The 26,840-nt window shown below is 34.7% G+C and carries 18 protein-coding genes and 1 tRNA gene; 7 read left to right on the top strand and 12 right to left on the bottom strand.

Annotation, left to right across the window (positions count from 1 at the left end; translation table 11 throughout):
* Positions 1 to 36: 36 nt before the first annotated feature.
* Genes QO182_RS00770 through QO182_RS00760 form a run of 3 tightly spaced genes read right to left on the bottom strand, consistent with a single transcriptional unit; the run spans position 37 to position 2,271 of the window.
* On the bottom strand, positions 37 to 597 hold the full coding sequence (locus tag QO182_RS00770; protein ID WP_371535126.1) for a DUF5683 domain-containing protein: 561 nt from the start codon (positions 595 to 597) through the stop codon (positions 37 to 39).
* On the bottom strand, positions 597 to 1,499 hold the full coding sequence (locus QO182_RS00765) for a ParB/RepB/Spo0J family partition protein (protein ID WP_371559364.1): 903 nt from the start codon (positions 1,497 to 1,499) through the stop codon (positions 597 to 599). Before QO182_RS00765 ends, QO182_RS00770 begins: the two co-directional genes overlap by 1 nt.
* A gap of 4 nt (positions 1,500 to 1,503) precedes the next feature.
* Positions 1,504 to 2,271 carry a ParA family protein gene (locus QO182_RS00760; protein WP_091092104.1) on the bottom strand — a complete coding sequence of 256 codons (768 nt, stop codon included), beginning with the start codon at positions 2,269 to 2,271 and terminating at the stop codon, positions 1,504 to 1,506.
* 444 nt (positions 2,272 to 2,715) lie between these two features.
* Here QO182_RS00760 and QO182_RS00755 point away from each other — a divergent pair.
* From QO182_RS00755 to trxB, 6 genes are all read left to right on the top strand, one after another.
* Positions 2,716 to 2,790: transfer RNA gene (locus QO182_RS00755), tRNA-Pro, on the top strand.
* A gap of 655 nt (positions 2,791 to 3,445) precedes the next feature.
* Positions 3,446 to 5,044 (top strand): malate synthase A, encoded by a 1,599-nt coding sequence (aceB, locus tag QO182_RS00750; RefSeq protein ID WP_371559359.1) that lies wholly within the window; start codon positions 3,446 to 3,448, stop codon positions 5,042 to 5,044.
* Positions 5,045 to 5,127: 83 nt separating this feature from the next.
* On the top strand, positions 5,128 to 6,753 hold the full coding sequence (locus QO182_RS00745) for an isocitrate lyase (RefSeq protein WP_371535121.1): 1,626 nt from the start codon (positions 5,128 to 5,130) through the stop codon (positions 6,751 to 6,753).
* Positions 6,754 to 6,847: 94 nt separating this feature from the next.
* On the top strand, positions 6,848 to 7,327 hold the full coding sequence (gene rraA / locus QO182_RS00740) for a ribonuclease E activity regulator RraA (RefSeq protein WP_371559357.1): 480 nt from the start codon (positions 6,848 to 6,850) through the stop codon (positions 7,325 to 7,327).
* A gap of 12 nt (positions 7,328 to 7,339) precedes the next feature.
* Entirely contained in the window at positions 7,340 to 8,512 is a 1,173-nt protein-coding gene (locus QO182_RS00735; RefSeq protein WP_371535119.1) for an alanine--glyoxylate aminotransferase family protein, read from the top strand.
* A 380-nt stretch (positions 8,513 to 8,892) separates the two neighbouring features.
* Positions 8,893 to 9,840, top strand: coding sequence for a thioredoxin-disulfide reductase (gene trxB / locus QO182_RS00730; protein WP_371535117.1), 948 nt, complete (start codon positions 8,893 to 8,895; stop codon positions 9,838 to 9,840).
* A 191-nt stretch (positions 9,841 to 10,031) separates the two neighbouring features.
* On the opposite strand, the gene QO182_RS00725 is transcribed toward trxB, so the two are convergent.
* From QO182_RS00725 to QO182_RS00705, 5 genes are all read right to left on the bottom strand, one after another.
* Positions 10,032 to 10,865 carry a GIN domain-containing protein gene (locus QO182_RS00725; protein WP_371535116.1) on the bottom strand — a complete coding sequence of 278 codons (834 nt, stop codon included), beginning with the start codon at positions 10,863 to 10,865 and terminating at the stop codon, positions 10,032 to 10,034.
* Positions 10,866 to 10,950: 85 nt separating this feature from the next.
* Entirely contained in the window at positions 10,951 to 11,691 is a 741-nt protein-coding gene (locus QO182_RS00720; protein ID WP_371535115.1) for a head GIN domain-containing protein, read from the bottom strand.
* A gap of 2 nt (positions 11,692 to 11,693) precedes the next feature.
* Complete coding sequence (locus QO182_RS00715; RefSeq protein ID WP_371559354.1) at positions 11,694 to 13,424, bottom strand: PspC domain-containing protein; 1,731 nt, start codon at positions 13,422 to 13,424, stop codon at positions 11,694 to 11,696.
* A gap of 5 nt (positions 13,425 to 13,429) precedes the next feature.
* A complete protein-coding gene (locus QO182_RS00710) occupies positions 13,430 to 13,759 on the bottom strand; it encodes a PadR family transcriptional regulator (protein WP_074723411.1) in 330 nt (109 codons plus the stop codon).
* A 125-nt stretch (positions 13,760 to 13,884) separates the two neighbouring features.
* A complete protein-coding gene (locus QO182_RS00705) occupies positions 13,885 to 14,340 on the bottom strand; it encodes a DUF4870 domain-containing protein (RefSeq protein WP_371535111.1) in 456 nt (151 codons plus the stop codon).
* Positions 14,341 to 14,536: 196 nt separating this feature from the next.
* Between QO182_RS00705 and QO182_RS00700 the strand changes: the two genes are divergently transcribed.
* Positions 14,537 to 14,992: a DUF4442 domain-containing protein gene (locus QO182_RS00700; RefSeq protein ID WP_371535110.1), complete on the top strand. Its 456-nt coding sequence runs from the start codon at positions 14,537 to 14,539 to the stop codon at positions 14,990 to 14,992.
* Between the two features lie 85 nt (positions 14,993 to 15,077).
* Here the strand turns inward: QO182_RS00700 and QO182_RS00695 are convergent, their stop codons facing one another.
* The 4 genes from QO182_RS00695 to QO182_RS00680 all read right to left on the bottom strand — a co-directional run bounded on the left by QO182_RS00695 (position 15,078) and on the right by QO182_RS00680 (position 26,382).
* Positions 15,078 to 15,323, bottom strand: a complete 246-nt coding sequence (locus QO182_RS00695; RefSeq protein WP_371535108.1) for a hypothetical protein — start codon at positions 15,321 to 15,323, stop codon at positions 15,078 to 15,080.
* 109 nt (positions 15,324 to 15,432) lie between these two features.
* Positions 15,433 to 20,397: a LamG-like jellyroll fold domain-containing protein gene (locus QO182_RS00690; RefSeq protein WP_371559352.1), complete on the bottom strand. Its 4,965-nt coding sequence runs from the start codon at positions 20,395 to 20,397 to the stop codon at positions 15,433 to 15,435.
* A 473-nt stretch (positions 20,398 to 20,870) separates the two neighbouring features.
* Complete coding sequence (locus QO182_RS00685; protein ID WP_371559350.1) at positions 20,871 to 24,161, bottom strand: LamG-like jellyroll fold domain-containing protein; 3,291 nt, start codon at positions 24,159 to 24,161, stop codon at positions 20,871 to 20,873.
* Positions 24,162 to 24,270: 109 nt separating this feature from the next.
* Positions 24,271 to 26,382: a choice-of-anchor D domain-containing protein gene (locus tag QO182_RS00680; RefSeq protein WP_371559348.1), complete on the bottom strand. Its 2,112-nt coding sequence runs from the start codon at positions 26,380 to 26,382 to the stop codon at positions 24,271 to 24,273.
* Between the last annotated feature and the right edge of the window lie 458 nt (positions 26,383 to 26,840).

Genomic DNA, 26,840 nt, shown 5'->3' with positions numbered 1-26,840 from the left:
AATATAGATGATAAACGAATTGTTTCGTTTTAAGATCTAAAAATTGTAATTAAAGGTTAGACCTACATTTGCCTTCAATGTTACATCATCAGGGTAAATTACAGGTCGGACTGATAAGTTTTCGTCAACATTAAACTGCAAAAGGGCAGCATCTACGTTAGCGTCAATAATGTTTAAAGCATAAAATGCCACAACAAACAAAGCTGATAAGTCGCGATTTCGTTGGTAGAATTTCTGTCCGGTAATTAATCGGGAGTCATCTAGGTAGGAGTAGTCATCATCACTATATCCTTCTAATCTACGTTTATAGGCATCTCTATATTGATGGTATTTTTTATTACTGTCTAAGTAGAAGTACAGACTGGTTCCAATAGCGCCATACACAAGAGGAATTTTCCAGTATTTTTTATTGTATGCCTGTCCTAAACCTGGTAAAACAGCAGAATAGAAAGCTGCTTTTGCAGGAGTAAGTGGGTCTATGTCATTTGATTTTAGTGTGTCTTTAGCCACGAGAACAGCATCTGTTTTTACTTGAGCAAAAAGAGTGGTGTGTCCTATAATAAAAAAGAACATTCCTATGTAAAGAATTTTATTCACTATCCTTTTATTATTTCCATGATTCTATTGAAGTCTTCTTCTGATTGAAATGGAATTGTAATCTTTCCTTTCCCATTTCCGGCAACTTTTACATCCACTTTGGTTCCGAAATAATTAGTAAAAACCTTTTTCTGTGTTTCTTCAATTTCAAATCCTGATGCTGATTTCGCTTTGGCTGCTGGTTTCGGTTTTAAACTTTCCTGATAGTTTTTTACCAAAGCCTCAGTATCGCGTACAGAAAGGTTTTGACTTACTATTTTTTGATAAATATCAGTTTGAATGTCTAAATCTTCGATGTTGATAATGGCACGACCATGTCCCATGCTAATAAAACCATCACGGATTCCTGTTTGGATAATCGGATCCAGTTTTAAAAGACGTAGATAGTTAGCAATAGTAGAACGTTTTTTTCCTACACGCTCGCTCATTTGTTCCTGAGTCAATTGAATTTCATCAATTAACCTTTGGTAGGAAAGTGCAATTTCTATCGGATCTAAATCATGGCGTTGAATGTTTTCAACCAAAGCCATAATTAAGGATTCATTGTCATTTGCAATACGAATGTATGCTGGAACGGTTGTTAATCCAACTAGGGTAGAAGCACGCAAACGACGTTCTCCTGAAATCAACTGGTATTTATTGAATTCTAATTTTCTAACAGTAATAGGTTGTATTACTCCTAATTCTTTTATAGAAGTAGCAAGTTCTCTTAATGATTCCTCATTAAAATTACTTCGGGGTTGAAAAGGATTAATCTCAATAGCATCTATTTCAAGCTCAATAATATTACCAACGACTTTGTCGGCATTTCTATCGTTTACTGATTTAATGTCGTTTTCTGGATCTTTTAATAGTGCTGATAATCCTCTGCCTAAGGCTTGTTTTTTTAGTGCTTTTGCCATAAAACTATTTGCTGTTTTTCTTTATAACTTCTTGAGCTAAATGTAAATAATTTGCTGCCCCTTTACTGGTTGCGTCATAATTGATGATGCTTTCGCCAAAACTAGGTGCTTCGCTCAATTTTACATTTCTTTGAATGATAGTGTCAAAAACCATATCGTTAAAGTGTTTTTGCACTTCTTCAACAACTTGATTCGATAAACGAAGACGGGAGTCAAACATGGTTAATAATAATCCTTCAATATCTAAATCTGGATTATGGATTTTTTGAATGCTTTTTATTGTATTTAGTAATTTACCCAAACCTTCTAATGCAAAATATTCACATTGAATAGGGATTATTACTGAATCTGCTGCTGTCAATGCATTCAAAGTAAGTAGGCCAAGAGAAGGTGCGCAATCAATGATAATATAATCGTAATCGTCTTTTACGCTCTCTAGTGCTTTTTTAAGCATATATTCCCTGTTTTCCTTGTCTACCAATTCGATTTCGATAGCAACGAGGTCAATATGTGATGGAATAACATCTACGTTTGGTGCAGAACATTTTATAATTGCCTCTCTAGGTGTATTGCTGTGTTCCAAAATTTGGTACGTTCCAATTTCAACTTCGTCTACGTTTATTCCTAAGCCGGAACTCGCATTAGCTTGTGGATCAGCATCTATGAGTAATACTTTCTTTTCTAAAACTCCTAAGGAAGCGGCAAGATTTACAGATGTTGTAGTCTTTCCAACTCCTCCTTTTTGATTAGCAATCGCAATGATTTTGCCCATTTATTTTATAAATTTTGAACCGTAAAAATACAATTTATTATGGTTTCTAAAAATCTATTTTGTTAACATTTGTTAAAGCTTGATTAGGGGCATATTGCTTTGTTTTATGGTACGCTTTTTTAGATTTGGTTTTCTATGATTTTAGGTTGCTGCTGCAGCTTGGTGGTGACGGTGATTAGAGCGTGTGAATTATAGTTTCCGGTTGTTTTAATAGTTCATATTGTTATGTGTTTCGCCTATTTGTAAGGTATTTTATAATTGAGTTTATAAACGGAGATGTTTTATTTATAATGACAGATTTATTAAGATAGTAGCTAAAGCACAAAAGATGAAGCCGATGTGAGTGGTAAATTGTCAGCGTTCTTTCTTATAAACATTTTTTGTTTCTTATTTTTCAAATAGTGTTGTTTAAGCAAAAAATAGTTTTATATTTGCACTCGCTTACGGGGTGTAGCGTAGCTCGGTTATCGCGCCTGCTTTGGGAGCAGGAGGCCGCAGGTTCGAATCCTGCCACCCCGACAAAAACCTTCTTGTGAACCAAGAAGGTTTTTTTATGCCTTTAAATTAGGTGGAGCTTTACTATTTTAAAGTAATGATTAATTTGTAAGTACGATTTTGGTTGTGCTTTTATGAAGTAAGAGAATCGGTATTTAAGTTCTAGTTCTAGTTTTGGATTTGCGAGAAAATACCGCAAGTTCTAATTTTCGTTTTTCGGATTAAAATCTGTCCCTGTTATAAAAAAAAACCTTCTTGTGTATCAAGGCGGTTTTTTTATGCGCTAAAATTTTTATCGCGTTTTGAAATGCGTCAATAGTGTAGTTGTAAAAAGAAAGCTTGTTAAATGAAGTGTGTTTTAATTGTCTTTTTTATTGACAGATAAAGATTGATAGATGTGGTATAATGCTTGTTTATTGTGATCTGCAGTTGAAAATTAAGTTGCGTTTAGGAGTGTAATAAGGTCGTGTTGGTTCTGTGTTTTTTGTTATTTTTTTTAAAAGTAAAAATGCTTGTTGTCTTCTATGTTGTTGGTTAAGTAGGGTATAGCGTTATTGAGAAAATGTAAAAATAGTTTTTTTGCGAACATGTTTTTTTTAATAAAATTAAATAAATAACGAACGTTCGCTTGTTTTATTAAAAACTTTTTTATAGTATTGTACTCTAAATTAAAAGTATCATGGAAAGCGCACTATTAAAACAATCAAAAATTAACTTTTCTAAAGAGGTTAATAATTACTATCCGGAAATTCTAACTGATGAAGCATTAGCATTTATTGTCGCACTGCATGAGAAATTTAATGCAGAAAGATTGCAACTACTAGAAAGTAGAGTTGCACAACAAGCAATTTTTGATAGCGGAAAGTTTCCTGAATTCCCAAGAGAAACTGCAGACATAAGAGAAGCAAATTGGACTGCAGGTACAATTCCACACGATTTACAAGATAGACGTGTAGAAATTACTGGTCCTGTGGATAGAAAAATGATTGTTAATGCTTTAAATTCTGGGGCTAAAACATTTATGGCCGATTTAGAAGACAGTAATTCTCCTACTTGGAAAAATACTATTGAAGGGCAACAAAATTTGATAGATGCTAACGAAAAGACAATTTCCTTAGTCGATACAAAACGTAATAAAACCTATGCATTAAACCAAGAAACGGCTGTTTTATTGGTTAGGCCAAGAGGTTTGCATTTAGATGAAAGACACATTATAATTAACGACGAAAAAGCCTCTGGTAGTTTGGTTGACTTTGGCTTGTATGTTTTCCATAATACGAAAACTATGATGCAAAATGGAACAGCACCTTATTTCTACTTACCCAAATTAGAGCATTATTTAGAAGCGCGTTGGTGGAACAAAGTTTTTGAATTTGCGGAACAGTATTTAGAAGTACCCATCGGAACTTTTAAAGCAACTGTTTTAGTGGAAACTATTACTGCAAGTTTTCAACTAGACGAAATAATTTTTGAACTTAAAGATCATATTGTTGGTTTAAATTGTGGACGTTGGGATTATATTTTCTCGTACATCAAAAAATTTAGAAATCATCCCAATTTTGTAGTGCCAAATCGTGATCAAGTAACCATGACGACACCATTTATGGATGCGTATTCAAAATTGGTTATTCAACGTTGTCATAAAAGAGGAATTCTTGCTATAGGCGGAATGGCTGCACAAATTCCTATTAAAAATGATGAAAAAGCAAATAACGCTGCTCTAGAAAAAGTCAGAAAAGATAAAGAGCGTGAAGTGAAAAATGGACATGATGGTACCTGGGTTGCGCATCCTGCATTAGTTGCGGTTGCTATGGCAGAATTTGATAAACACATGCCAACACCTAACCAATTACATGTAACACGTGATGATGTACATATAACGGAACAAGATTTAGTAGAAATGCCAAAAGGTACTGTAACAGAATCAGGAATTAGAAAGAACATAAACGTTGGTATTTTATATACTGAAGCTTGGCTAAGAGGTCATGGTGCCGTAGCCCTTCATGATTTAATGGAAGATGCTGCAACGGCAGAAATTTCAAGAACTCAAGTTTGGCAGTGGCTACATAATGAAGTTGTTATAGAAGATGGAAGAACTTTTAATATGGCTCTATACAAAGATATTTTTGATAGTGAAATAGAAAAACTAACCGCAGAATTTGGGGAAGAAAAAACAAAAAATTCCAAGTTTGATTTGGCAATTAAATTGTTTGATAAACTTGTTACCACCGAAGAGTTCGAAGAATTTTTAACACTACCAGCATACCAATATATTTAAAAAAAATGTCTCGCAACTACTGCAATAGTTTACGAGACTTAATTATCAAAATCTAGAAAACCTTAATAACTAAAAACAAAATTATGAAAAATTTAGAACAAAGTAACTATAGTTCTGCTTTGCAAACTGTAAAAGATTTAAAAGCAAAGTACGGAGCTACTTGGAATGCAATAAATCCTGAAAGCGCAGCTAGAATGGTTGCTCAAAATCGTTTTAAAACAGGTTTAGACATCGCTAAATATACAGCTGCCATTATGAGAAAAGATATGGCAGAATATGATGCGGATAGTTCTAATTATACCCAATCATTAGGTTCATGGCATGGTTTTGTTGCCCAACAAAATATTATTGCTGTAAAGAAGCATCATAAAACAACGAATAAAAGATACATATACCTATCTGGATGGATGGTTGCTGCATTACGCTCAGAATTTGGTCCTTTACCAGATCAATCCATGCACGAAAAAACTACGGTTCCTGCATTAATCAAAGAAATTTATGATTTCTTACGTCAAGCAGATGCTATTGATTTAAATGATTTATTCAGAAGACTTGAAAAAGGAGAAGATGTGCAGGATCAAATCGATAATTTTGAGACACATATCGTTCCTATTATTGCTGATATCGATGCAGGTTTTGGAAATGAAGAAGCGACTTACTTGTTGACTAAAAAAATGATTGAAGCTGGTGCTTGTGCAATCCAAATTGAAAATCAAGTGTCGGATGCTAAGCAATGTGGTCATCAAGATGGAAAAGTAACGGTTCCTCATGAAGATTTTCTTGCTAAAATTAATGCTATTCGTTATGCATTTTTAGAATTAGGAGTTGATGACGGAGTTATTGTTGCAAGAACCGATTCAGAAGGAGCAAGTCTTACTCAAAAGTTACCGGTAAGCACAGAGCCAGGAGATTTAGCTTCTCAATATTTAGCTTTTGTGGAAGCAGAAGAAATAACTATCGCTGATGCTAGAGAAGATGATGTACTACTTAAAAGAGATGGTAAATTAGTGCGTCCTGTTAGATTGTCAAACGGCTTATATCAGTTTAAAGATGGTTCTAATATAGATAGAGTTGTTTTAGATTGTATTACGAGTCTACAAAATGGTGCTGATCTTTTATGGATTGAAACTCCAACACCAAATGTGAAACAAATCGCAAGTATGGTTAATAGAATTAGAGAAGTAGTGCCAAATGCAAAACTGGTTTACAATAACTCACCTTCCTTTAACTGGACATTAAATTTCCGTAATCAAGCTTATGATGAAATGCTTGCAGAAGGTGATAATATGACAGCTTATGATAGAAACAATTTAATGGATGCACAATATGACTCTTCAGAATTATGTCATCGTGCCGATGAGAAAATTAGAACGTTCCAAATGGATAGTTCAAAAGAAGCTGGAATTTTCCATCACTTAATTACATTACCAACTTATCATACTACAGCCCTTCATATGAATGATTTAACTCAAGGTTATTTTGGAGAAGAGGGAATGTTAGCTTATGTAAAAGGTGTTCAGAGACAAGAAATTCGTAAAGGTGTTTCTTGTGTAAAACATCAAAGAATGGCGGGATCAAATCTTGGTGATGATCATAAAACATTCTTTGCTGGTGATAAAGCCTTAAAAGCTGATGGAGCTAAAAACACTAGTGATCAGTTTGAAAGTAAAAAAAATGAGCAAAAAAGAGAATTGGTATTAGAAAAATAATATTTATTCTATTTAATGATAAAGGCAACATGTACACATGTTGCCTTTTCAAATTTCATCAATTAAAATAACTTTTTTAAATTTCACAATATTTATGTTTACAACTGCAGACCTTTGGGATGAGTATGAAAAATTGCTTAGTTGTGTTGATCCTATTTTTAAACATTTTGGTAGCAAAAAGGTGTTTTCGGGAAAAATCACTACGATAAAGTTATTTGAAGACAATTCATTAGTAAGAAAACAATTAGAATCTGACGGAAAAGGTAGAGTACTCGTGATTGATGGCGGTGGTTCTTTACGATGTGCATTAGTAGGTGATCAATTAGCTGAATTAGCTATGCAAAATAACTGGGAAGGTATTATTGTAAATGGTTGTATTCGCGATAGTGAAGTTATAAATTCAATGAATATTGGTATCAAAGCGCTAAATACTTGTCCTGTTAAAAGCGTGAAGCGTAATATAGGAGAGATAGATATTCCAGTTAAATTTGGAGGGATAACTTTTTTGTCAGAATATTACATTTATGCAGACGCTGATGGAATATTGGTAAGTAAAGATAATTTATTAAAATAAAACAAAAACCAAATGAAAGCTAGAAAATTACTGATGATTCCTGGTCCTATCGAATTTGAACCAGAAGTTTTACAAGCAATGGCAATACCTACGACAAGTCATGTAGCACCAGATTTTATTGAAATTTTCGGAAAGAGCCTTGAGCTAATGAGAGAAGTGTGGAAATCTCCAAAAGGGCAACCATTTATCGTCGCAGGTACAGGTACACTAGCTATGGATATGGCTGCTGCTAATCTCATCGAACAAGGAGATAATGTATTGGTTATTTCTTCGGGTTATTTTGGTAAACGATTCAAAGATATTTTAGATCGCTATGGTGCCAATACAATGCTTTTAGAAGCGCCTTTAGGCGAAAATGTACGGCTTGATGTTATAGAAAAAGAACTGAAAAACAAACAATATAAAGCTTTAACCATTACTCATGTAGACACTTCTACGGGAATATTGGTAGATCCGAAACCTATAGCTCAATTAGCTAAAAAGTATAATACGTTAAGTGTTTTAGACGGTGTATGCTCGGTAGCTGGTGAAGAGTTAAATCAAGATGAGTGGGGGCTTGATGTTGTTTTGACGGCATCTCAAAAAGCAATTGGCGTACCTCCGGGATTAGCTCTTTTAATGGTCTCAGAAAAAGCATTACAAGTTTGGAAAAATAGAAAAACGCTTGTGCCTAATTATTATGCAGATTGGAACAATTGGTTGCCTATAATGAGGGCTTATGAAGAAAGGAAACCTTCCTATTTTGGAACACCAGCAGTTAATCTAATTGTGGCGTTAGAAACGAGCTTGAAAATTATATGTAAAGAAGGTATGGACAAAAGGGTAAAAAGACATCAAAGTTTAGCAAAAGCTTTTAGAGCAGGAATCGCTTCTTTAAATCTAACTATATTGCCAAAAACAAATACAATAACTGCCAATACCTTAACCGCCGTGTATTATCCTGAAGGGATAGACGGAGCGGCATTTAGCGCTAAAATGGTTGATGGTAATGTGATAATTGCAGGAGGTTTACTGCCAGAAATAAAAACCACTTATTTTAGAATAGGTCATATGGGTTCTGTTTCTCCTAATGACCTTTTGGCTGTATTAGGAGCTTTAGAACGTGCTTTATCAGAATTAGGTCATCCTTTAGAAGTAGGGAAAAGTTTGCAAACTTTTCAACTTGAACTTTTAAAAGCTAACTAGTAAAATTTTTTAGCACAAAAATCAGATTGGCGCAGAGGTAGAGTTAATACTAGAGAGAAATAGTATACTTTGTCTTTTGCGCCATTTTTATTAAACGGTTTCCTCCCTTAAAACTCGTTTTTTGTATTTATCCAGTTAATAAAAGTATATTAAAAATAAGTTGTTTAACCGGTTCTTAGTAGTGTTGTTTAGAGTTCAACTATATGATTTATAAGATATAGAATGGTTTTGTGCTATGCGTCGTCCACGATGAAAAAACGTACTGTTTCTGCATTGCGGATTTTTTTATTAGAGAATAACAAAAACTTATTATTCCGTTTCAGTATTCCACTAAATATGACTTATTTTTGTACTGTTTAAAATAATTATAAAATTTTACTATGTCTGATACTATCGAAAAAATAAAATGCCTGATTATAGGTTCTGGTCCTGCAGGATATACTGCTGCAATATATGCTGCAAGAGCAAATATGAATCCGGTTTTATATCAAGGAATGCAACCAGGTGGTCAATTGACTACTACAAATGAAGTTGAAAACTGGCCTGGTAATCCAGAAGGAATAACAGGCCCAGAAATGATGGTGGGTTTACAGGCTCAAGCACAACGGTTTGGTACCGATGTTCGCGACGGTTGGGCTACCAAAGTTGACTTTTCTGGCGGTATTCATAAAGTATGGATTAATGATGCAATTGAGTTGCATTGTGAAACTGTAATTATTTCTACTGGTGCCACTGCAAAATACTTAGGAATAGCTTCAGAGCAACACTATTTACAAATGGGTGGTGGTGTTTCTGCTTGTGCAGTTTGCGACGGTTTTTTCTATAGAAATCAAGAAGTAGTTATAGTAGGAGCGGGAGATTCAGCTTGTGAGGAAGCTCATTATTTGTCTAAACTTTGTAAAAAAGTAACGATGTTAGTTCGAAGTGAAAAATTCCGAGCTTCAAAAATCATGGAAGAGCGCGTTCGTAAAACAGAGAACATTCATATCTTAATGAATCATGACACAGTTGAGGTTCTTGGTGATGAACAAGTAGTAACTGGTGTAAGAGCTTTGAATAAAACAAGTGGTGAAACTTTTGATATTGAAGCCACAGGTTTCTTTGTTGCAATTGGTCACAAACCAAATACTGATATTTTTAAGGACTTTATCACATTAGATGAAACTGGTTATATTGTGAATACTGCTGGATCATCAAAAACAAATGTCGAAGGTGTTTTTGTTGCTGGTGATGCTGCAGACCACGTGTATCGTCAAGCAATTACGGCTGCAGGTACAGGTTGTATGGCAGCACTTGATGCTGAAAGATATTTAGCTTCTAAAGAGTAATTTCTAAATAAAATTAATATTCGAAAGATTAAATTTTGAATAAAAAAGGCCCCATTTACATAAGTAGTAGATGGGGCTTTTTATTTCGCTTTAGGATTTTCTTAGTCTGAGGTTATGCTTCTTTTATTGGAATTTGTTCCGAAATTTTTGAATTAGAATTTTAATGCTCCCTGGGCTTTGCCCGAGGTATTTTATTTTACCTTTTTAAGTAATTTAGCTTCGTCAGCAAATTTTCTTATTTCGATTTTTGGGTTACCATAAAGTTCAATTTGAGATTTCTCTCCAGCACTTATGCTAATAGATGTTTCTGCATTTACACTAGCATTAGAGTAACTTTCAGTAAGTAATTCTAAATTTTTAATGGTCAACTTATCTCCTTTTAAATCAGAATTGTTGTCTAGACGAATCACAGCGTTCGTAGCACTACCTTCAATATTTGCTTCTGATTTTTGGTACATGTCACAAGCTAATTCAGGGGTTGTAATTAAAGATTTCAAGGCGGCATTTTTACTCAAAACAATTTTTACTTTTTCAGATTTTGCATTCAGTTCAATTTTTGATTTATCATCCGCTTGCAGAACAAAATTCTTCGTGTTTATATTCAAAAATAATTTAGAGTAATCGATACTTTTAAAAACGATGGAGTCAAGTTGTATTTCTTGTATAGCGTTAACAACTGCATCATTTTTTGAAGAAACACTTGTTAATTCATTGGTATACGTCACCTTTACAATCAGTTTTCTATATTTTATAGCTTCTTTAGAAGTGTAGATGCGAAGGGTATTACCTCTTAAATCCATTGAGATAATATCATGAAGATTATCATCTGCTTCAATCTTTATTCCTGGTTTTTCTCCTTTTTCTAAATAAACTTCAAGATTATCTTCTAGTTCAAGGGTGTCAAAATAGCCAATTTCTCTTAGCTCAGTCGTAACTGTTTTTGAACCTTTTATTTTTTCTTTTTTTTGTGCAGAAACAAGAGTGGTTGATAGTACAAGTAGTGTGATTACTATATATTTTTTCATTTTATCTTTTATTATGATTATTACAAATATAAAAAAACCATCCACTTTTGATGGATGATTCAGTTATTAATTGTCAAATAAAAAGTTAAACCTTGTCGATACTTCCTCCTGAACTTGATTTTTTTTCTATTGATTTTGGGGTCTTGTTGTAGTTAATATTGCTTCCACTAGAAGCTTTTGCTTTTAAACTTACAATAGGGTGAACATTAATGGTCGCCCCGCTAGATGCTACAGCACTTACTTCGTTTGCAAGTAAATCATTTGCATCAATATCACTTCCGCTAGAAGCCGTAGCCTCTAGACTTAGTGCCATACCGTCAACAGTTATTGAACTCCCGCTGCTGGCTTTGCATTCAATATTGTCCGATTCAATATTCAGATTCATATTTGAGGCCGAAGATGTCCTTAGGTTAATATTCTCCGCTTTAAGTGTATTTACACTTGTAATCGAGGAAGCACTAGAAGCGCGCAAAGACTCAATAATAGGCATTTTAACGGTGACTTTTTTTGATTCGATGTTGATAAAAGAATTATAATCACAAGCGATAATAAGCACGCCGTTTTCAATTGTTGTAGTGATACTTTCTTGTAAATTATCATCTGCTTCAACTGTAATCTCGGTTTTGTCTGATTGTTCAATTATCAAATCAATAGCATTGCTAACTTCGATACTTTTAAAACCCTCATTTACATTTCTATTCTCGGTAGTAACGTGGCCACTTCCCGTTATAGATTTTATGTTTATCGAATGGTTGCAAGACGCAAACAATAATGCAGTTAATGTTACAAGAATGAATTTCGTTATTATTGTGATGACTTTTAACATGATTATCTCGTTTTTATAATTATACCATCTTTGTTTATTTTCAACTCTTTAAGATCACTATTTGAAATATTTACAGTGTCATTAGTAATAGAAACACCATTTTTAGTGATCTTGATTGTCTTGTTCTCATCATCTTCAATATGCATTGAAACATCATTGTACTCATCTTCATCAGAAGGACAGTCCAGACATTTTACTTTCGAATCAAAGACTTTGTACAAATACTTATCAGAGCTGTGGTGCAGATTAAAAAAATCATCATTAGAACGATCATAGTTTTTTACACTAGAATCTGTTTTAAACAAAGTTCCTTCGGGCAAGTATAAAGTAACTTCTATTTCCTGATCTCTGAATTTATTCTTTAAATCAGTAATTAAGTAGTTGTCTAATGTCAATTGATTTCCTTCAATTTTATAACTGTATTTTATTTGTTCCGCTCTTTTTCTTGCTTCAGCTATCGATTTTCCTTTTGCCTCTTTCTCAATTTGGATATAAGGTAATTTCTCATCAGTACTTTCTATTTTTAAACTAACATCGTTAGAATACAATACCTCTGCACCGCTAGGATCTTGTGCTATTTTGAAATCGTCGCGATCATCAATATTCTTAGTATAATAATCATTGTGCTTGAATTTAATTTGTAGCGTATCGGTTGGTAGCAGCACAATATTTTCTTTTTTAACTATTCTCCCGTCTGCGGCAAAAGCAGATGCTTGTTTAACTCCTATTGAAATGGCTAAAGCAACTGAAATCAACCATAAAGCTAGCAAGGTGTATTTAGCAATGTTTCCAATAGACTTCATATTGGGAGCCAATAGTTTGAATCCTAATACTGTCAAGAAAAAGAATGGAATCCCTACTGCAAGGAACATCAATAGTCCAAAAGCCCATATAGGATAGTCAGTGAAGTTTCCTGCTTCTATAAATCCTTGCCACGGAAAGTCAATAAAAGAAGAAGTTCCTAGTGTAAACATTCCTATAAATAAGGCCATTAATGTAGCTAAGCCTGTCATAATCAAGATAACTCCAAGGAATTTAGCGAAAATTTTAAAAATTGTCATGATGAAATCACCAAAAGAACTTCCTATTTTTCCGGCTCCCGTTTTTATTTGGTTCCCGTATTTATCGTAATCAACATTTTTAAACTTGTCAGAAACATTTTCAAATTCTTCCCTAACTTTTTTTTCGATGTTCGAAATATTAACTGGTTCTCCAGTCATTTCCAGTTTCTCTGACGTTGTTACTGCAGCAGGAACAACGATCCATAGAATAATATAAGCAAGAACTCCGGTTCCAGCTCCCCATACTAATAGGATAAAAATGATTCTAACCCATACGGCATCGATTCCAAAATAATGACCTAGTCCTGCCGAAACTCCGCTGATCATTCCTTTGTCAGTGTCTCTGTATAGTTTTTTAGTTCTTCTGGTTGCTGCATTGCTATAGCTTTGAGAAGTGTGATTGTCTTCTTCTATAATATAATCTTCTGGTTGTCCCATTACGGCGATTACTTGGTCTACATCTTTTAGACCCACAACATGCTTGTCTGTTTTTTGATTTTCGGTTAATAATTCCGAAACACGCATTTCAATATCTTTTATGATTTCTTCCTGTCCAGATGATTTAGATAATGATCGCTTTATAGCGTCAAAATATCGTGTTAGTTTTAGGTATGCATCTTCATCAATATGAAAGAACATTCCGCCTAGGTTTATGTTTACAGTCTTGTTCATGGCTATTATTTTTGGTTTGTGATTAGGTTTACTGCATCAGACAATTCAGTCCAAGTAGTGGTAAGTTCGTTTAAAAATGTTTGTCCTATTTCGGTAAGACCGTAGTATTTTCTAGGCGGTCCCGAAGTTGATTCTTCCCAACGGTAGCTTAATAATCCGTCATTTTTTAGTCTGGTAAGCAGCGGATAAATGGTTCCCTCCACCACTAATAATTTTGCATTTTTCAAAGTGTCTAATATTTCCGATGTGTAGGCATCTTTTTCTTTCAAAACAGATAAGATGCAAAACTCGAGAACACCTTTGCGCATCTGGGCTTTTGTGTTTTCAATATTCATAATTCGTTTTTTTTGATTTTTTCGTTGATTAAACTATTCATTTTTTGATTGATGTTTTTTTTTTTGGGAGTTAATTACTTTACTAATTAGCTTTTGTCCTGAGCTGCTTCGGGGCTAGTGACTCTCTATTTTATAAAAGGAATCGTTATTGGATATTTATATTTTTCACCATTAGATGTTTTTATAGAAGCATAAATGATTAGAAAGAACTCGGCTACTTTTAAACAGATAAAAACAAATACAGTGGTTAAGCCTAGCGTGATTAAAGCTACGTTATTTTCAAAATTTATATTATTAATTACAAAACTATCCTCGTGAATCATAGCGTTCAAAGAGACATTATTAAAAATGGTTACAATCAAAATAGGAATAGCAATAAGTGCAAGAGCAATTGTGTATAGTAACACGCTTAATTGGAAATTAAGTATTTGTTTCCCACTGTAATCTACAAATTCCGACTTGTCTTTTTTTGAAGTCCAAAGTATTATTGGAAAAATATAATTCCCAAAAGGAATGAAATACTGGGTCAATGCACTCAGGTGAGTAAAAGTGGCGATGTTTTTTTCGGTAGTTGCTTCCATTTTTTTTGATTTTTGATTGATGATTGAAACTTTCAGTGATTGTTGAATAGTTGTACATAGTAATTTCTTATGCAAATATATATCTAAAAGACAGTATCTTGTATCGCATAGTAGTAAAACTTAACATAGTTTTAACAAAGTAATATTGTATGTACGCATAGTATTTTTTTGTACATTAGCAAAAAAACCACTGATAATGAAACTTACAGCGTCTAAACTAAATAAATTTTTGTTTTTCAAATTGCCTTCTGCATTTCTGTGTGGGGTTAGAGTAAAGAAACTTGATGAGAAGGAATGTGTAACGACAGTGAAACACCGCTGGATTAACCAAAATCCATTTAATTCGATGTATTTTGCAGTCCAAGCCATGGCAGCTGAACTTTCAACAGGAGCTTTGGTTATGTATCAAATTCAAAAAAGTGGAAAGAAAATATCAATGTTAGTGGCAAATAATAAGGGAAATTTTACTAAGAAAGCCACAGGTAGAATAACATTTGTCTGTAAGGACGGTCATTTAATAGAACGTGCCATTCAAGAGTCTGTAGCAACAGGCGAGGGACAAACCTTCTGGATGAAATCTATTGGAACTGACGAAAAAGGAGTTCAGGTATCTGAAATGGATTTTGAATGGAGTGTTAGAATAAAAAAATAAATCAGATTTATAAAATGAGTTTTAAACTCGGCTTAAAATAAAAAATGCCTCCTGATGGAGGCATTTTTGCTATGTGAAAAGTACTTTATGCTTTTTTAGCACAACATTTTTTTTCTTCTGTTCCTGCCATAGTAGCATCACATTTTTTTCCTTCGGCTTTACATTTAGCTTTGCATTTTGCAACTTCTGCAGCAGTCATTGCTTTAGAATCGGTTTCTTTAGCACAACATTTTTTTTCTTTCACTTCTTTTTTAGGAGCAGCTTTTGCTTCTTGCGCACTTGTAGTAATAGTGAATAATGCAAATGCAGCAAGGATAAATATCTTTTTCATTTGTTGAGGTTTGTTATTAGATGACCAAATATATTAAAAAAAACAAAGTGCTTTTTAAATTTAGATAAATTGTGAAATCATAACTTTTGTTGCTACTCTTTGTTTGCGTTTATTGGATAATTATTTTTTTACTAAATTGTCCTTTGGAAGTATTAATCTTAGCAATATATACCCCAGTACTTAATCGTTTAAGAGAAAGAGGGAGGTCTTTTTGGTTCAGGTTTTCAATGTTCCAGGAAGTAATTGATTGTCCTAGAATATTGAAAAGTGTTATATCATTTATATAGGTGTCTAATGAGCGGTTGTGAATTGTTAATGTGTTATTGTTTTTTTGATGACTGATAAGTATATCAGTTTCACTTAAAATGTCTACGTCTTTTACAGCTAATTTTTTGTCGGTAAAGCGCAATGAAAAGCGGGTTTTATTCTCCCCTTGAGGAAGAACAACCTCATAGAGTTTGTCACGAATGTTATGATAGGTATCTGTTTCATTGTCATAAATGTAAATGTCTTGATTAGTGTCAAAGTTTTCGATTTCATCAATTAAGAACTGTACTTTTCCTGCTGCATCTGTTTTTACACCAATAGGGTAGGACGCAGCTGCATCAAAATACCCCACCCCCTGAATGATTAATTTCCAACCGTTAGTTGAGAAGTAGATGTCGTTGGGTAAGTTGTCAAAACTAGTTGCGTCATAGCCATAATCGATTGCATCAGTTGCTTTTTCATTCATAAAACCTAATAACAACTGTTTGTGGTAATCGTTATGGGAGTTGAAGCCCAAACGAATTCTTTTGATTGTATTTTCAGGAATGATGTCACTATTGTTATTTTTCCAGGCTACCTTTTTAGTTTCTTGTATTTTATATAAAACGTTCGAATCTTTAACTTCATTTTCTTTTACAAAGGCTCTTTGACTGTTTTTGAAAATTACAGTACTATTAGTAGAATTTGGACGCCCACTTATAAAAAAAGCTTGACCTACAGGGATAAACCTGTTAGGAATTCCTCTGGAGGGTACTCCTGCTTTACTAATAAAGTCTACATTTGCTGAGGAAGGTGCGGTGCTTCCAGTTAAATTAAGTACTGCATATCCTCCTTGGTAATCTTTTAGAACATGAGTATTATTAGTACTATAATGTTCCCAGAGATATAGTGTTCCATTAATGGCATCATTTGTATTAGAATTTACGACACTTAGGTTGTCTTTTATAAATGCCTCTGAGTCTAATGCGGAGGGATATGGATTTCCTGCTAGTAATAATTGATTTTGACTAACAGTATTGCTATTAATTAGTCCGTTATTAGGTTTTCCTACAAAAGTGTAGTTTTGAAGCGCTGTCGTCGCTCCGCTCCCTTTTAATGTAAATCCTTGGCCTACTCTTACAGTACCTGTTTCGCCAATTGCAAGCCAATTCGCATAAGCATTACTATAATTGTCAAATTTAAATAACCAATAACGAGCTAAACTAATCTTTGGTGTAGTAGGGGAACCATCATAGCCGCCAATCCAATTAATGTCTACAGGCGTGCTATTTGTCCCATCTTTCATAATTCCACCAACTGTATAATCCTTATTGTTAACCGTTGTATTTATTGTACTTACTGGAGAACTCCAATAATTATAGTTGTATTTGTTTGATTGCCCTTGCTGGTCTCTTTCAATACTACCGGAGCTGTTGATATCTAAGATACTTCCTTCCGTTTGTATAAGTTGTGACTTACTGACTAGGTCTATTTTTCCATCTAATTTTAAATAATGCGAGATTTCAATTTTATTATCGTTGTTTGCTCCAAGTGTGTTGCTTCCCACGAGAAGTCCTAATACTTGTTTATTACCAATAGTTGTAATGTTATTAACCGTTTTAACAATATTCCAATCAATGAAAGTTGTGTTGTCAACGCCTAAAGTATTGGGGATATTCCAAACATCACCATAAGTCCAAGAACTGTTTGCCTCCCACGCTCCATCTATTGACGAAGTGTACGGTAGAGGGGCTGTTTCAGGTTGTGCTGTAATTATACCGATTAATCTTCCATTGTGGAGATTACTCGTTTTGTCCATTAGAAGACCATCAACGATATCACTACTTTGAGTCATTTGGAAATAACCATCTAAATTTTCCCAACTTAGCCCCTGAATCGCTAATGGAACTACTTCTCCGTAAACATTGGTGCTATTATTTTTAATTTTTTGGTTCATCATTTGATGAGTTTGCGCTTCGGTTAAAGCTACTTTCCAGATTCGGAGTTCCTGCATCCATCCTTTAAAGAAATTAACCGGTAGATAAGGATAAGTAGGAGCTTGCATCATCGCACCCAAAATACAATTTGTATTATTATTTATAATTGGATTAGAACCAGCAACAGGACTTTGTACACTCACACCGTCTATGTATAATTTATAGGATGTTCCGTCAAATGTAACAGCTACATGATGCCATCTTCCTGTACTGACAGGATAGTTCGACTTTATTGAGTTACTGTTGTTTGAATTATTCCAATTAAACGAGATTATATTATTTACAAGTCTTAAATCATAACCCTCATTTGATACAAGCGTATTTCTTTTGGAAAAAATAGTTTGAATATCTGTGCTTACTGCCCCTGGTTTAATCCATGTTTCTATAGTAAATGATCCACTGTTTAAATTGAAGTTGTTGTTGAAATTAACATTATCATCAATCCCATCAAAATCCAATTTATTACAGAGTCCGATACTAATTTGTACATCATCCGTAATAGGGGGACAGCTATTGTTAGTCGTAACTGTCCATCGTAGTGTGTAGACACCACTATTAGGGCTGTAAAATTCTGAATTGGTGCTTGTTTGATTTGAAAAAGTTCCGCCAGATGGGCCATTAACAATTGACCACTTTCCTGAAGTGCTTGAGGTCGCAGCTAATTTAACAGATTGCAGACCACATGAAGGTGATGCATCAACACCCGCGAGCACTGCCACACAAGAAGTTCCGTTTATTGCAACTTTTATTGATCCTTCAATTGGTAAATGACAAGAGGTACTATCGTATCCCTGAAAGAAATACCGTGTAAATGGGGAGCCCGATGTGGCTCCATTACCTGATATTGTACCAGTTTCTAAAGAAACTACTGGATTACAGCCAGCATTTATTATAATACTACAATCATTTGTAACATTGAGTTCAAAGCTTATATCGGCATATACATATTCGGGATGACCGGCAGCTATGGGTAAGGTCCCTAATTTCCAAATGATTTTATTTGCTGCTGAATCAAAACGCGGAGGCTCTGCCGTTGAAAAACCATTGTAAGTATTGTATGTAATAGCTGCTGCTGTATTGAAAATTGCAGTTGCTGGGATTGGAATTTCGATTATGGTGTTATTTGTGGCTTCAGTTCCCTCATTTGTAATGCTAAGCGAGTAATTGATTTTTTGTCCAGGTAATGCATTTAAAACAGTTGGATTTGTATTATTATTTATTGAGTTTACACTTATAAGTCCATTTGGCTCGGGAATGTAAGCATCTACAGACATTGCAAAACCAAAAATGGTATATACATCACCAGATGATCCGTATCTAAAATTGGTTGAAGTTTGATTATTTCCTATAACTGAATTATTAGAATTAGGAATAGTGAACATACTAAAGTCAACTCCAGAATTATTCTTTAGAATAGGGTCACTTTTACCTGCTGCAGGTACTGGGAAAATGGAAGAATTAAAAAAGTTATTAGTCGTATTACCGTCATGAGTTAATATAGAATAGCTGGAGGGGTAGGAATTTGTAGGTAAATTAAGTTTTTGTACCGCCAAATAATCTCCAGATATGCCAATATCTCCTTCCGCTGCCATGACTCCAAGTTTCATGTTTACATTTCCAGATCCTGCGGTTGTAAAACCTGATATAGAAATATTTCCATATTCATTACTATTAACATTAGCATAGCCATCAAAAAGGGTCACTGCTCTGCTTTTCATAACGGGATTTTCATAAATAACAATCATTGTCCATCCACCAGAAAAACCGGGTGAATCGTACTCTGATCCTATTTCTGATAATGCGATATCTGCGACTGTATATGCTCCTGGACCATGCGTTTTTACGTAATCTGTGACTTCTTGATAGCCTACAAAAATCCCACTATTTGAAGTCCCAGGAAAAAGTAGATTAGAGCTAGTGCCCGTAGTTTTCGCTGTGATCGAGGTATAAGTACTAGCTCCAGGGCCTTTTAAGGAGATTACTTTCTTATTAAAAGTTTTTGATTCGGTCGTGTAAATTGGAACAGTTCCAGACATATTTACTGATGCTGTTGATGAGTTTTGAATCTCTGTAGTGTTTAGAGATCCATTACTTTTTCTTACTAACTGCTTAATGGATAAATTTGCTGCTCCATCTTGAATAACGTAAGGAGTGTTAAGAGTTCCATATGCGTAACCTCCACTATAGGTTGTTGAAGATGGAATGAGTGTAAAATTACCGTTGTTTACCGAAACGTAGATGTTAAAATCAGTATAGTATGCAAACTGATATGTTATATTATTTGCCCTAAATGTATAAAATGGAAACCTACTATTGCCGTTGGATCCGCTTGATATACTTAAAGAATAATTAGAGTCTTGGATATTTTGATTATGACTTACCGACGAATTTGCGTTAACTGATTTTGTTCCTGTTTGTTTCTGTTTTGTTGTGGTGAAGATATCCGCATCATCTGATTTTCCGGTCCAATATAGTGCTGCAAAAAGAACGGTGGAACAATTTTGATTAGAACTATTCTCTCCCGTATTTGAAAGCTCAAGGGTTGCTTTAGATGAATTGAAAGTAGTAGGGTCGTTATCAGTATCGACGAACTTCATGTAATTATTTTGATTGTCAATATTATCGCCATAAGTTGCAAGTGTTAGGTTAGTGTTTCCTAACATGGTAAAATCTCCTTTTACATTATATATTTTTTTAGCAGGAGTTGCAGTCGAAGTTCTCTGTGTAAAATTAACTTGTGGTGATGTTACGGTTTGAGCATAGAATTTGAAAAATGGAATAACTAAAATTAACAATAAAAATGAGTGATGTTTAAAAGTAAAGTTCTCCATAGTTTGTTTTTTTGATTCCAGATATTTTAGCTTTTCGCATCTGAAAAGCATGATTGTCTAAAAACCCTATTTTACAAAGTAAAAGTATAAAACATTTATTTTTTTATCGACAAAAAGCTTAAAACATCGATAAAGTACATCGAATTATTTAAAAAGTAAGTTAAATATTGTTATTATAACTTATGAGTTTTATTTATAAGTGAGAATCTATAAGAGTATTTAATAATTGTAAGCGATATTGGATAGAAGATATTATCTAATTTTATAAATGGTTAAAGCATTCATCTAGCTTTAAATAAAATTGTTTCACAGCGATTTTTGGATTGTATAGTTTCTCTTAAAGACCATATTTTTTTTATACCATAGGTAGTAAGATTATTTTAAGGATTTTAATATTTTTTGCATTCTGTTACTATTCAAAAAAAAAACTGCCAGAAGTGACAGTTTTTTTTTTTTGAAAGAAAAGCGTTGCTTTACGGAATAATTATTTTTTTACTAATATTTCCTTTAGCAGTTTGTAGTTTGACTGCATATACACCAGAACTTATTTTTTTGATAGGCAATTCAATATTTTGCTGTGATTGACTTTCTATATTCCAGGTGCTTATTGTCTGCCCAATAATATTGTATAAAACGACTTTTTGCACGACATTGTCGGTTAAGTAGTTATGGATTATGAGGCTATTGTTGTTCTGTGAATGGCTTACTGTTATATTATTTGAATTTATAAATTCATCTTCTTTTACGGCTAATTTTTTGTCGGTAAAGCGCAATGAAAAGCGCGTTTTGTTCTCTCCTAGAGGAAGAATAACTTCATAAGCTTTATCACGAATATTATAATAGGTGTCTGTCTCATTATCATAAATGTAAACAGCTTGATTAGTGTCAAAGTTTTCGAGTTCGTCAATCAAGAACTTTACTTTTCCTGCTGCATCTGTTTTTACACCAATAGGGTAAGACGCAGCTGTATCAAAATACCCCACACCCTGAATGATTAATTTCCAACCGTTAGTTGAGAAGTAAATGTCATTAGGTAAGTTGTCAAAACTAGTTGCGTCATAGCCATAATCAATTGCATCAGTTGCTTTTTCATTCATAAAACCTAATAACAGTTGTTTGTGGTAATCGTTATGGGAGATGAAGCCCAAACGAATTCTTTTAGTAAAGTCTTTTACTATTTTATCATTATAGTTATTGTCCCAAACTTCTTTTTTGGAACCTTTAATCTTATATAAAACATTAGATGCTATCGTATCTTCTTTAACAAAGAATCTTTGACTGTTTTTAAAAATAACTGTATTACTTTCAGAGTTTGGACGTCCACTAATAAAAAAACCTTGCCCAACAGGAATATATTGATTTGGAATACCTCTAGAAGGTGTTCCGGCTTTACTAATAAAGTCAACATTTGCGGAGGAAGGTGCAATACCTCCTACTAAATTGCGCACTGCATAGCCTCCTTGATAGTCCCTTAGAATATGGGTGTTATTACTGCTATAATGTTCCCAAAAATATAATGATCCATTAGTGGCGTCGCTCGTATTAGAGCCTAACGTATTTAAGTTATCTCGTATAAAAGCATCTGCATCTAATGCTGATGGATAGGGATTTCCGGCTAATAACAGTTGGTTTCGACCTACACTATTTGTTGCAATTAAACCATTGTTAGGTTTTCCTACAAAGGTATAGTTCTGAAGCGCTGTCGTCGCTCCGCTGCCTTTTAATGTAAATCCTTGACCTACTCTTACAGTACCTTTTTCACCAATTGCAACCCAATTTGCATACGCATTATAATAACTGTCAAATTTATAAAGCCAATAACGAGCTAGACTAATAGGAGAGCTAGCATTTCCATCATAGCCGCCAATCCACTTAATGTCTACAGGCGTGCTATTCGTTCCGTCTTTCATAATTTCAGCAACTGTATAATCGTTATTGTTAACCGTTTTATTTATTGTACTTACTGGAGAACTCCAATAATTATAATTGAATTTATTGGGCTGTCCTTGTTGGTCGCGTTCTATAGATCCTGCACTTGTCACATCTAAATCACTTTCTGTAGTTTGTAAGAGTTGTGACATACCGACCAAATCAATTTTTCCGTCCAATTTTAGATACCAATCGTTTTGTATCTTGGTATTGTTAGTCATATTGATCGTTTTGGAGGGATCGACAAACATACCTAGATCTATATTGTTAGCCGTTTCGATGATGTCATGTTGCACTTTGACAATTGACCAATCATTTTCCATTATATCAACACCCCTGATGTCTTTGGCTGTATTGTTTACCGCTACCGCAAATGTCCCAGTCCTTTCTGTTAAAAACGGCATTGGCGCTTGTTGCACATACATGTTTTTATGATTGTATATTTTTGTGCCTGTTACATCTATTGCCGTTGTTGTCAAGTCATCAATAATATCATCTTTATAAGCGTCCATTCGGTAATATCGAAGTAAATTAGTGAAAGGCAAACTTGATGGAGAAGTAGCGATATTCTTAGGAACAATGGTTCCGCGAATCTCTGAGCTAAAGTTTTGAATTTCTTGATAGACCATTCTTTGTAAAAAAGAATCACTTAGCGCTACATTGAAAACGCGAACTTCATCAATTTTTCCTTTGAAGTACTTACTTCCAGTTGGCCCCATAGTTGATGGATCTCTACCTATTGTTAGTAAAGAAGTGTCTGATGCAATAGCTCCTGGAGCGTCTGTTGACGCTACCATATTTCCGTTTAAGAATAATTTTAACAATGAATTTGTTCCGTCATAAACGGCAGCGACATGGTACCATTGCGAAGTAGTAAGAGTTGTAGATGAAAAAGGAGCCACCAAAGTGTTAAATGTTAATGTAGTACCGTTAACAACTGCTTCTAGGTTTTTGGCAGCCGTTATTCGAAGCTGAAAATTATTTTGACCTACGATAACACCAGCTCCAGTATAACCAGCATTTAAATCGATCCAAGCCATCAATGATGCATTGGTCAAACCGCCAAGAATCGCAGTACTTTGTCCATAATCATTGCGACCATCAAAATCGAGGTACAATTTAGTATTCATATCTCTAGGTGAACCAAACTGTGCGGTGTTTGTATCGAAAGCGTCTAAAATTCCATCTTTGTCGATATCGGCGGTGCCAATTATTTTGCCATATCCATCGTCAAAAATTTTAGGTAGGTAAATTAATTTATTGTTTTCAATGTCAAAGGTAGTTCCATTGGATTTAAGGTCTAGATAATCGGGTATTCCATCGCCATCAGAGTCTTTAAGATAAGTAGTAGCAGCATTCGAATTTGAAATTCCTTGGTCTAAATTCCCATATTGATTGCCGTTGGCAGCTGTACCATAGTCGTAAAGATCAAGTATTCCATCTCCAAAAAGTTCTGGTACACCGTTACCATCTACATCTTTAAGTCTAAAAGCTTCTGATTCTGGACGATCTCCCACACCGTCGTCATTAATGTCACCATCGCCATTTACATATCCTGCTACGGCATTAGTGTTTCCTGCTCCAGATTCATCTACATCAAAAACACTGTCGTTATCGCTGTCTAAATCTAAATAATTAGGTATTCCATCACCATCAGAATCTAAAGCTGGAAGCGCAGCAGCTGATTCGGCTCCATCGTGTAAGCCGTTGGGACCATTATTAAGAGTAGTATCTACCCAAGAGATATCTATTTTTCCTTTGCCATTAGATATATAGCCTAATCCAGCTTCAACTACGTCTGGAATTCCATCGTTATCAGAGTCTAAGTCGAACAAGTCAGGGATTCCATCACCATCACGATCACATAAAGTTTGTGTGATCTGTATGTCATCGATCGCTAAGTCATTTCCCAGTCCTCCTACATTGTTGTTGGTAAAGATTACTTTAAAAGCGTTTTGCAGGCAAATTTAGATCGGCTTTAAATTGGTGCCAAATTTCATCATTTGTAATATCACCTGTATATATGGTTGCCAAAACAGTATCGTTTAGATCTTTAAATTCGACTTTTATATTTGGTTTAAGTCGCCCCGAAGCCGAAATGCGGTCTAAGTTAAGAACCCAAAAACTATAAGTTACGGGTATATTGGGTAATGCTCCAGTGATTTTTGCCGTATAAAATATGCCAGGATTGTAAGAAGCATTAAAAAGCGCCATTCTACCATTAGCATCCCCAGTATGATCGCCACCAAGCCACCATATGCCTGCTGCCCAACTGGCAATTTGTGCTGTGGGACCTACGGTATACTTACCATCATTAAGATCTGTTGAATTAGGACTGCCTTCACAAACTGTGGGAGTCGTTGCATCTTGATAGCAATAGGTTGTTGTAGCGTCGTAAGTAGTATTGATCTGGACTCTAGTTCCTGTGCCAAAAGTTTCATTTAAAAACTTGTAGTTTACCGCATAACCGCTAACTGCTTTGCAATTGGCCTCTTCGGTAACATCAAGAATTCCATCATTGTCATCATCTACATCTACATCGTCTAATACACCATCTCCATCGCTATCATAAAAGTATTGTACGGCTTCACCTTCAAGTGCAAATTCATAGGGACTATTATATGTGTCATTACTGCTAATACTTACTGTTGCTGTTTTTGTACCAGTGGTTATTGGGCTAAAAGAAATTTGAAAAGTAGTGCTTCCTCCCGATGCAACGGATAAAGAAGGAGCAGTTGTTACCGTGAAATTGCTACTATTGGTGCCAGAAATTGTTGGTGAGCTCGTAAGTGTTAATGTAGTACTACCAGTGTTTTTGATGATAAATGTCTTCGTTACGACTAAACTTGAAATTTGTACCGTTGAAAAATTAGTGTTGTCTGTTGTTGATGGAGTAACATCTCTGTTTGCTATTGTAATGTTATTTCCAGTGACTACAATTGTAGGAATATTAGCTATAAGAATATTCGTGGTATTGTTAGCAGTTAATGCTGAAGAACATGCATTTCCGGAACCACTACTAAGTGTTTTTATAGTGATAGTTGTGGTGCTAACGGTAGTTAACGTTGTTGTGCTAAAAGTTCCTGTGCCCGCCGTGCTCACGGTCATCGTAGCGGTGTTGTTGGTTGCACTATTAGGACTACTTAAATCGTAAGTAACTGTATACGTTCCTACCGGCAATGTTGATGTGGGCCCTGTTACTGTAATGAGGCTACTATTATTTGGTGATGTTGTTTGCGCTGCGGTATTAGATAAGGAATAGGTAGGACAAGAATAGGTAAGAAGTATTTTACCACTAGCACCAGCGCCTCCACTATAGCCAGTTGCGGCAACTCCACCACCACCACCACCAGAGCTAGTTCCAGATAAACCTACTATATTACTATTTCTTCCGTTTCCACCTTTGCCACCACCGGTTGAACCGCCTGCACCTCCTATTGTTGATGTATTGCTTGTGTTGCTTCCCGCACTTCCGTTGTTTGAGCTTCCCGCACCACCACCACCAGAGGCAGAGTAATTGTTGCCGGGATAGGCTCCATAACCACCATTTCCACCGTTATACGTTACGGATCCCGTGGAGCCTGTTGCTCCTGTAGGTCCAGTATTGGAGGTGCTGTTGGAGAAGTCTTCCCATGATTGTGGAGTTTTACCTCCTGTCGCAATTACAGTAGTACCAAAGGAAGATGCGCCCCCGTGAACTTGAGTGACAGAATTATTAGAAGAGTTGAACTTTGATGTACCTCCCGCTCCCACAGTAACAGTGCAGCTAGTCGTGGCGCTTACAGGTATATTCGGAGTACGAGCGTAGCCACCACCACCACCACCACCATTTTTTAAAGCATTACCGTTGTTTCCAGCACCAGCACCACCTGCCCCCCACGCTTCGGCTTGTAAACTCGTGACTCCGGCAGGAACTTGAATGGTGTATGTTCCAGGGGTGGTGTTAGTATATGTTTGTGAAAACAGTTCACCACAATTAAAAAAAATTACGAACGTTAAAAACAGTTTAAAATATATAAGGTAGTTTTTCTCCATACTATTAAAATATAAATTCATTCTATAATGCAATCTATAGAGACCTTTAGGTTGCTTTTTTGTAAGATAAAGGTATGTTAATTTAGCTTTAAAGTAGTTTAAAAGTATAAATAATCGATAAAAAACACAAAAGCTTTGAGATAAGTAAGTTTATTGTGATAATTACTGATAAATATCTAGTTTGGTTATAATTAGGTAAGTAATGTACGTAATCGAAAAAAAGTATATGATTTAAATTTTTTCAGTACTATCATGTGATTTGATATTTGTGCATAACGACTAATATGATATCTTCCAAAAGATGAAAGAGTGAGGTAGATAATTAAGAAATAAAAGTCTAATAATACATCTTTTAAAAATTATTGGTTACGGATTTGTTTTAGTGAGGACTAGATTTTAACTCGTAAATTAAGTAGTACGGCTACTATGATTTACAATTCTAATTTAAGGTAAACTGCCAGAAGTGCCAGTTTTTTTAG

Source organism: Flavobacterium sp. Arc2 (assembly GCF_041431385.1).
Lineage (GTDB): Bacteria > Bacteroidota > Bacteroidia > Flavobacteriales > Flavobacteriaceae > Flavobacterium.
The sequence above is the reverse complement of the archived record's forward strand: the minus strand, read 5'-3'. Positions and strand labels throughout refer to the sequence as shown.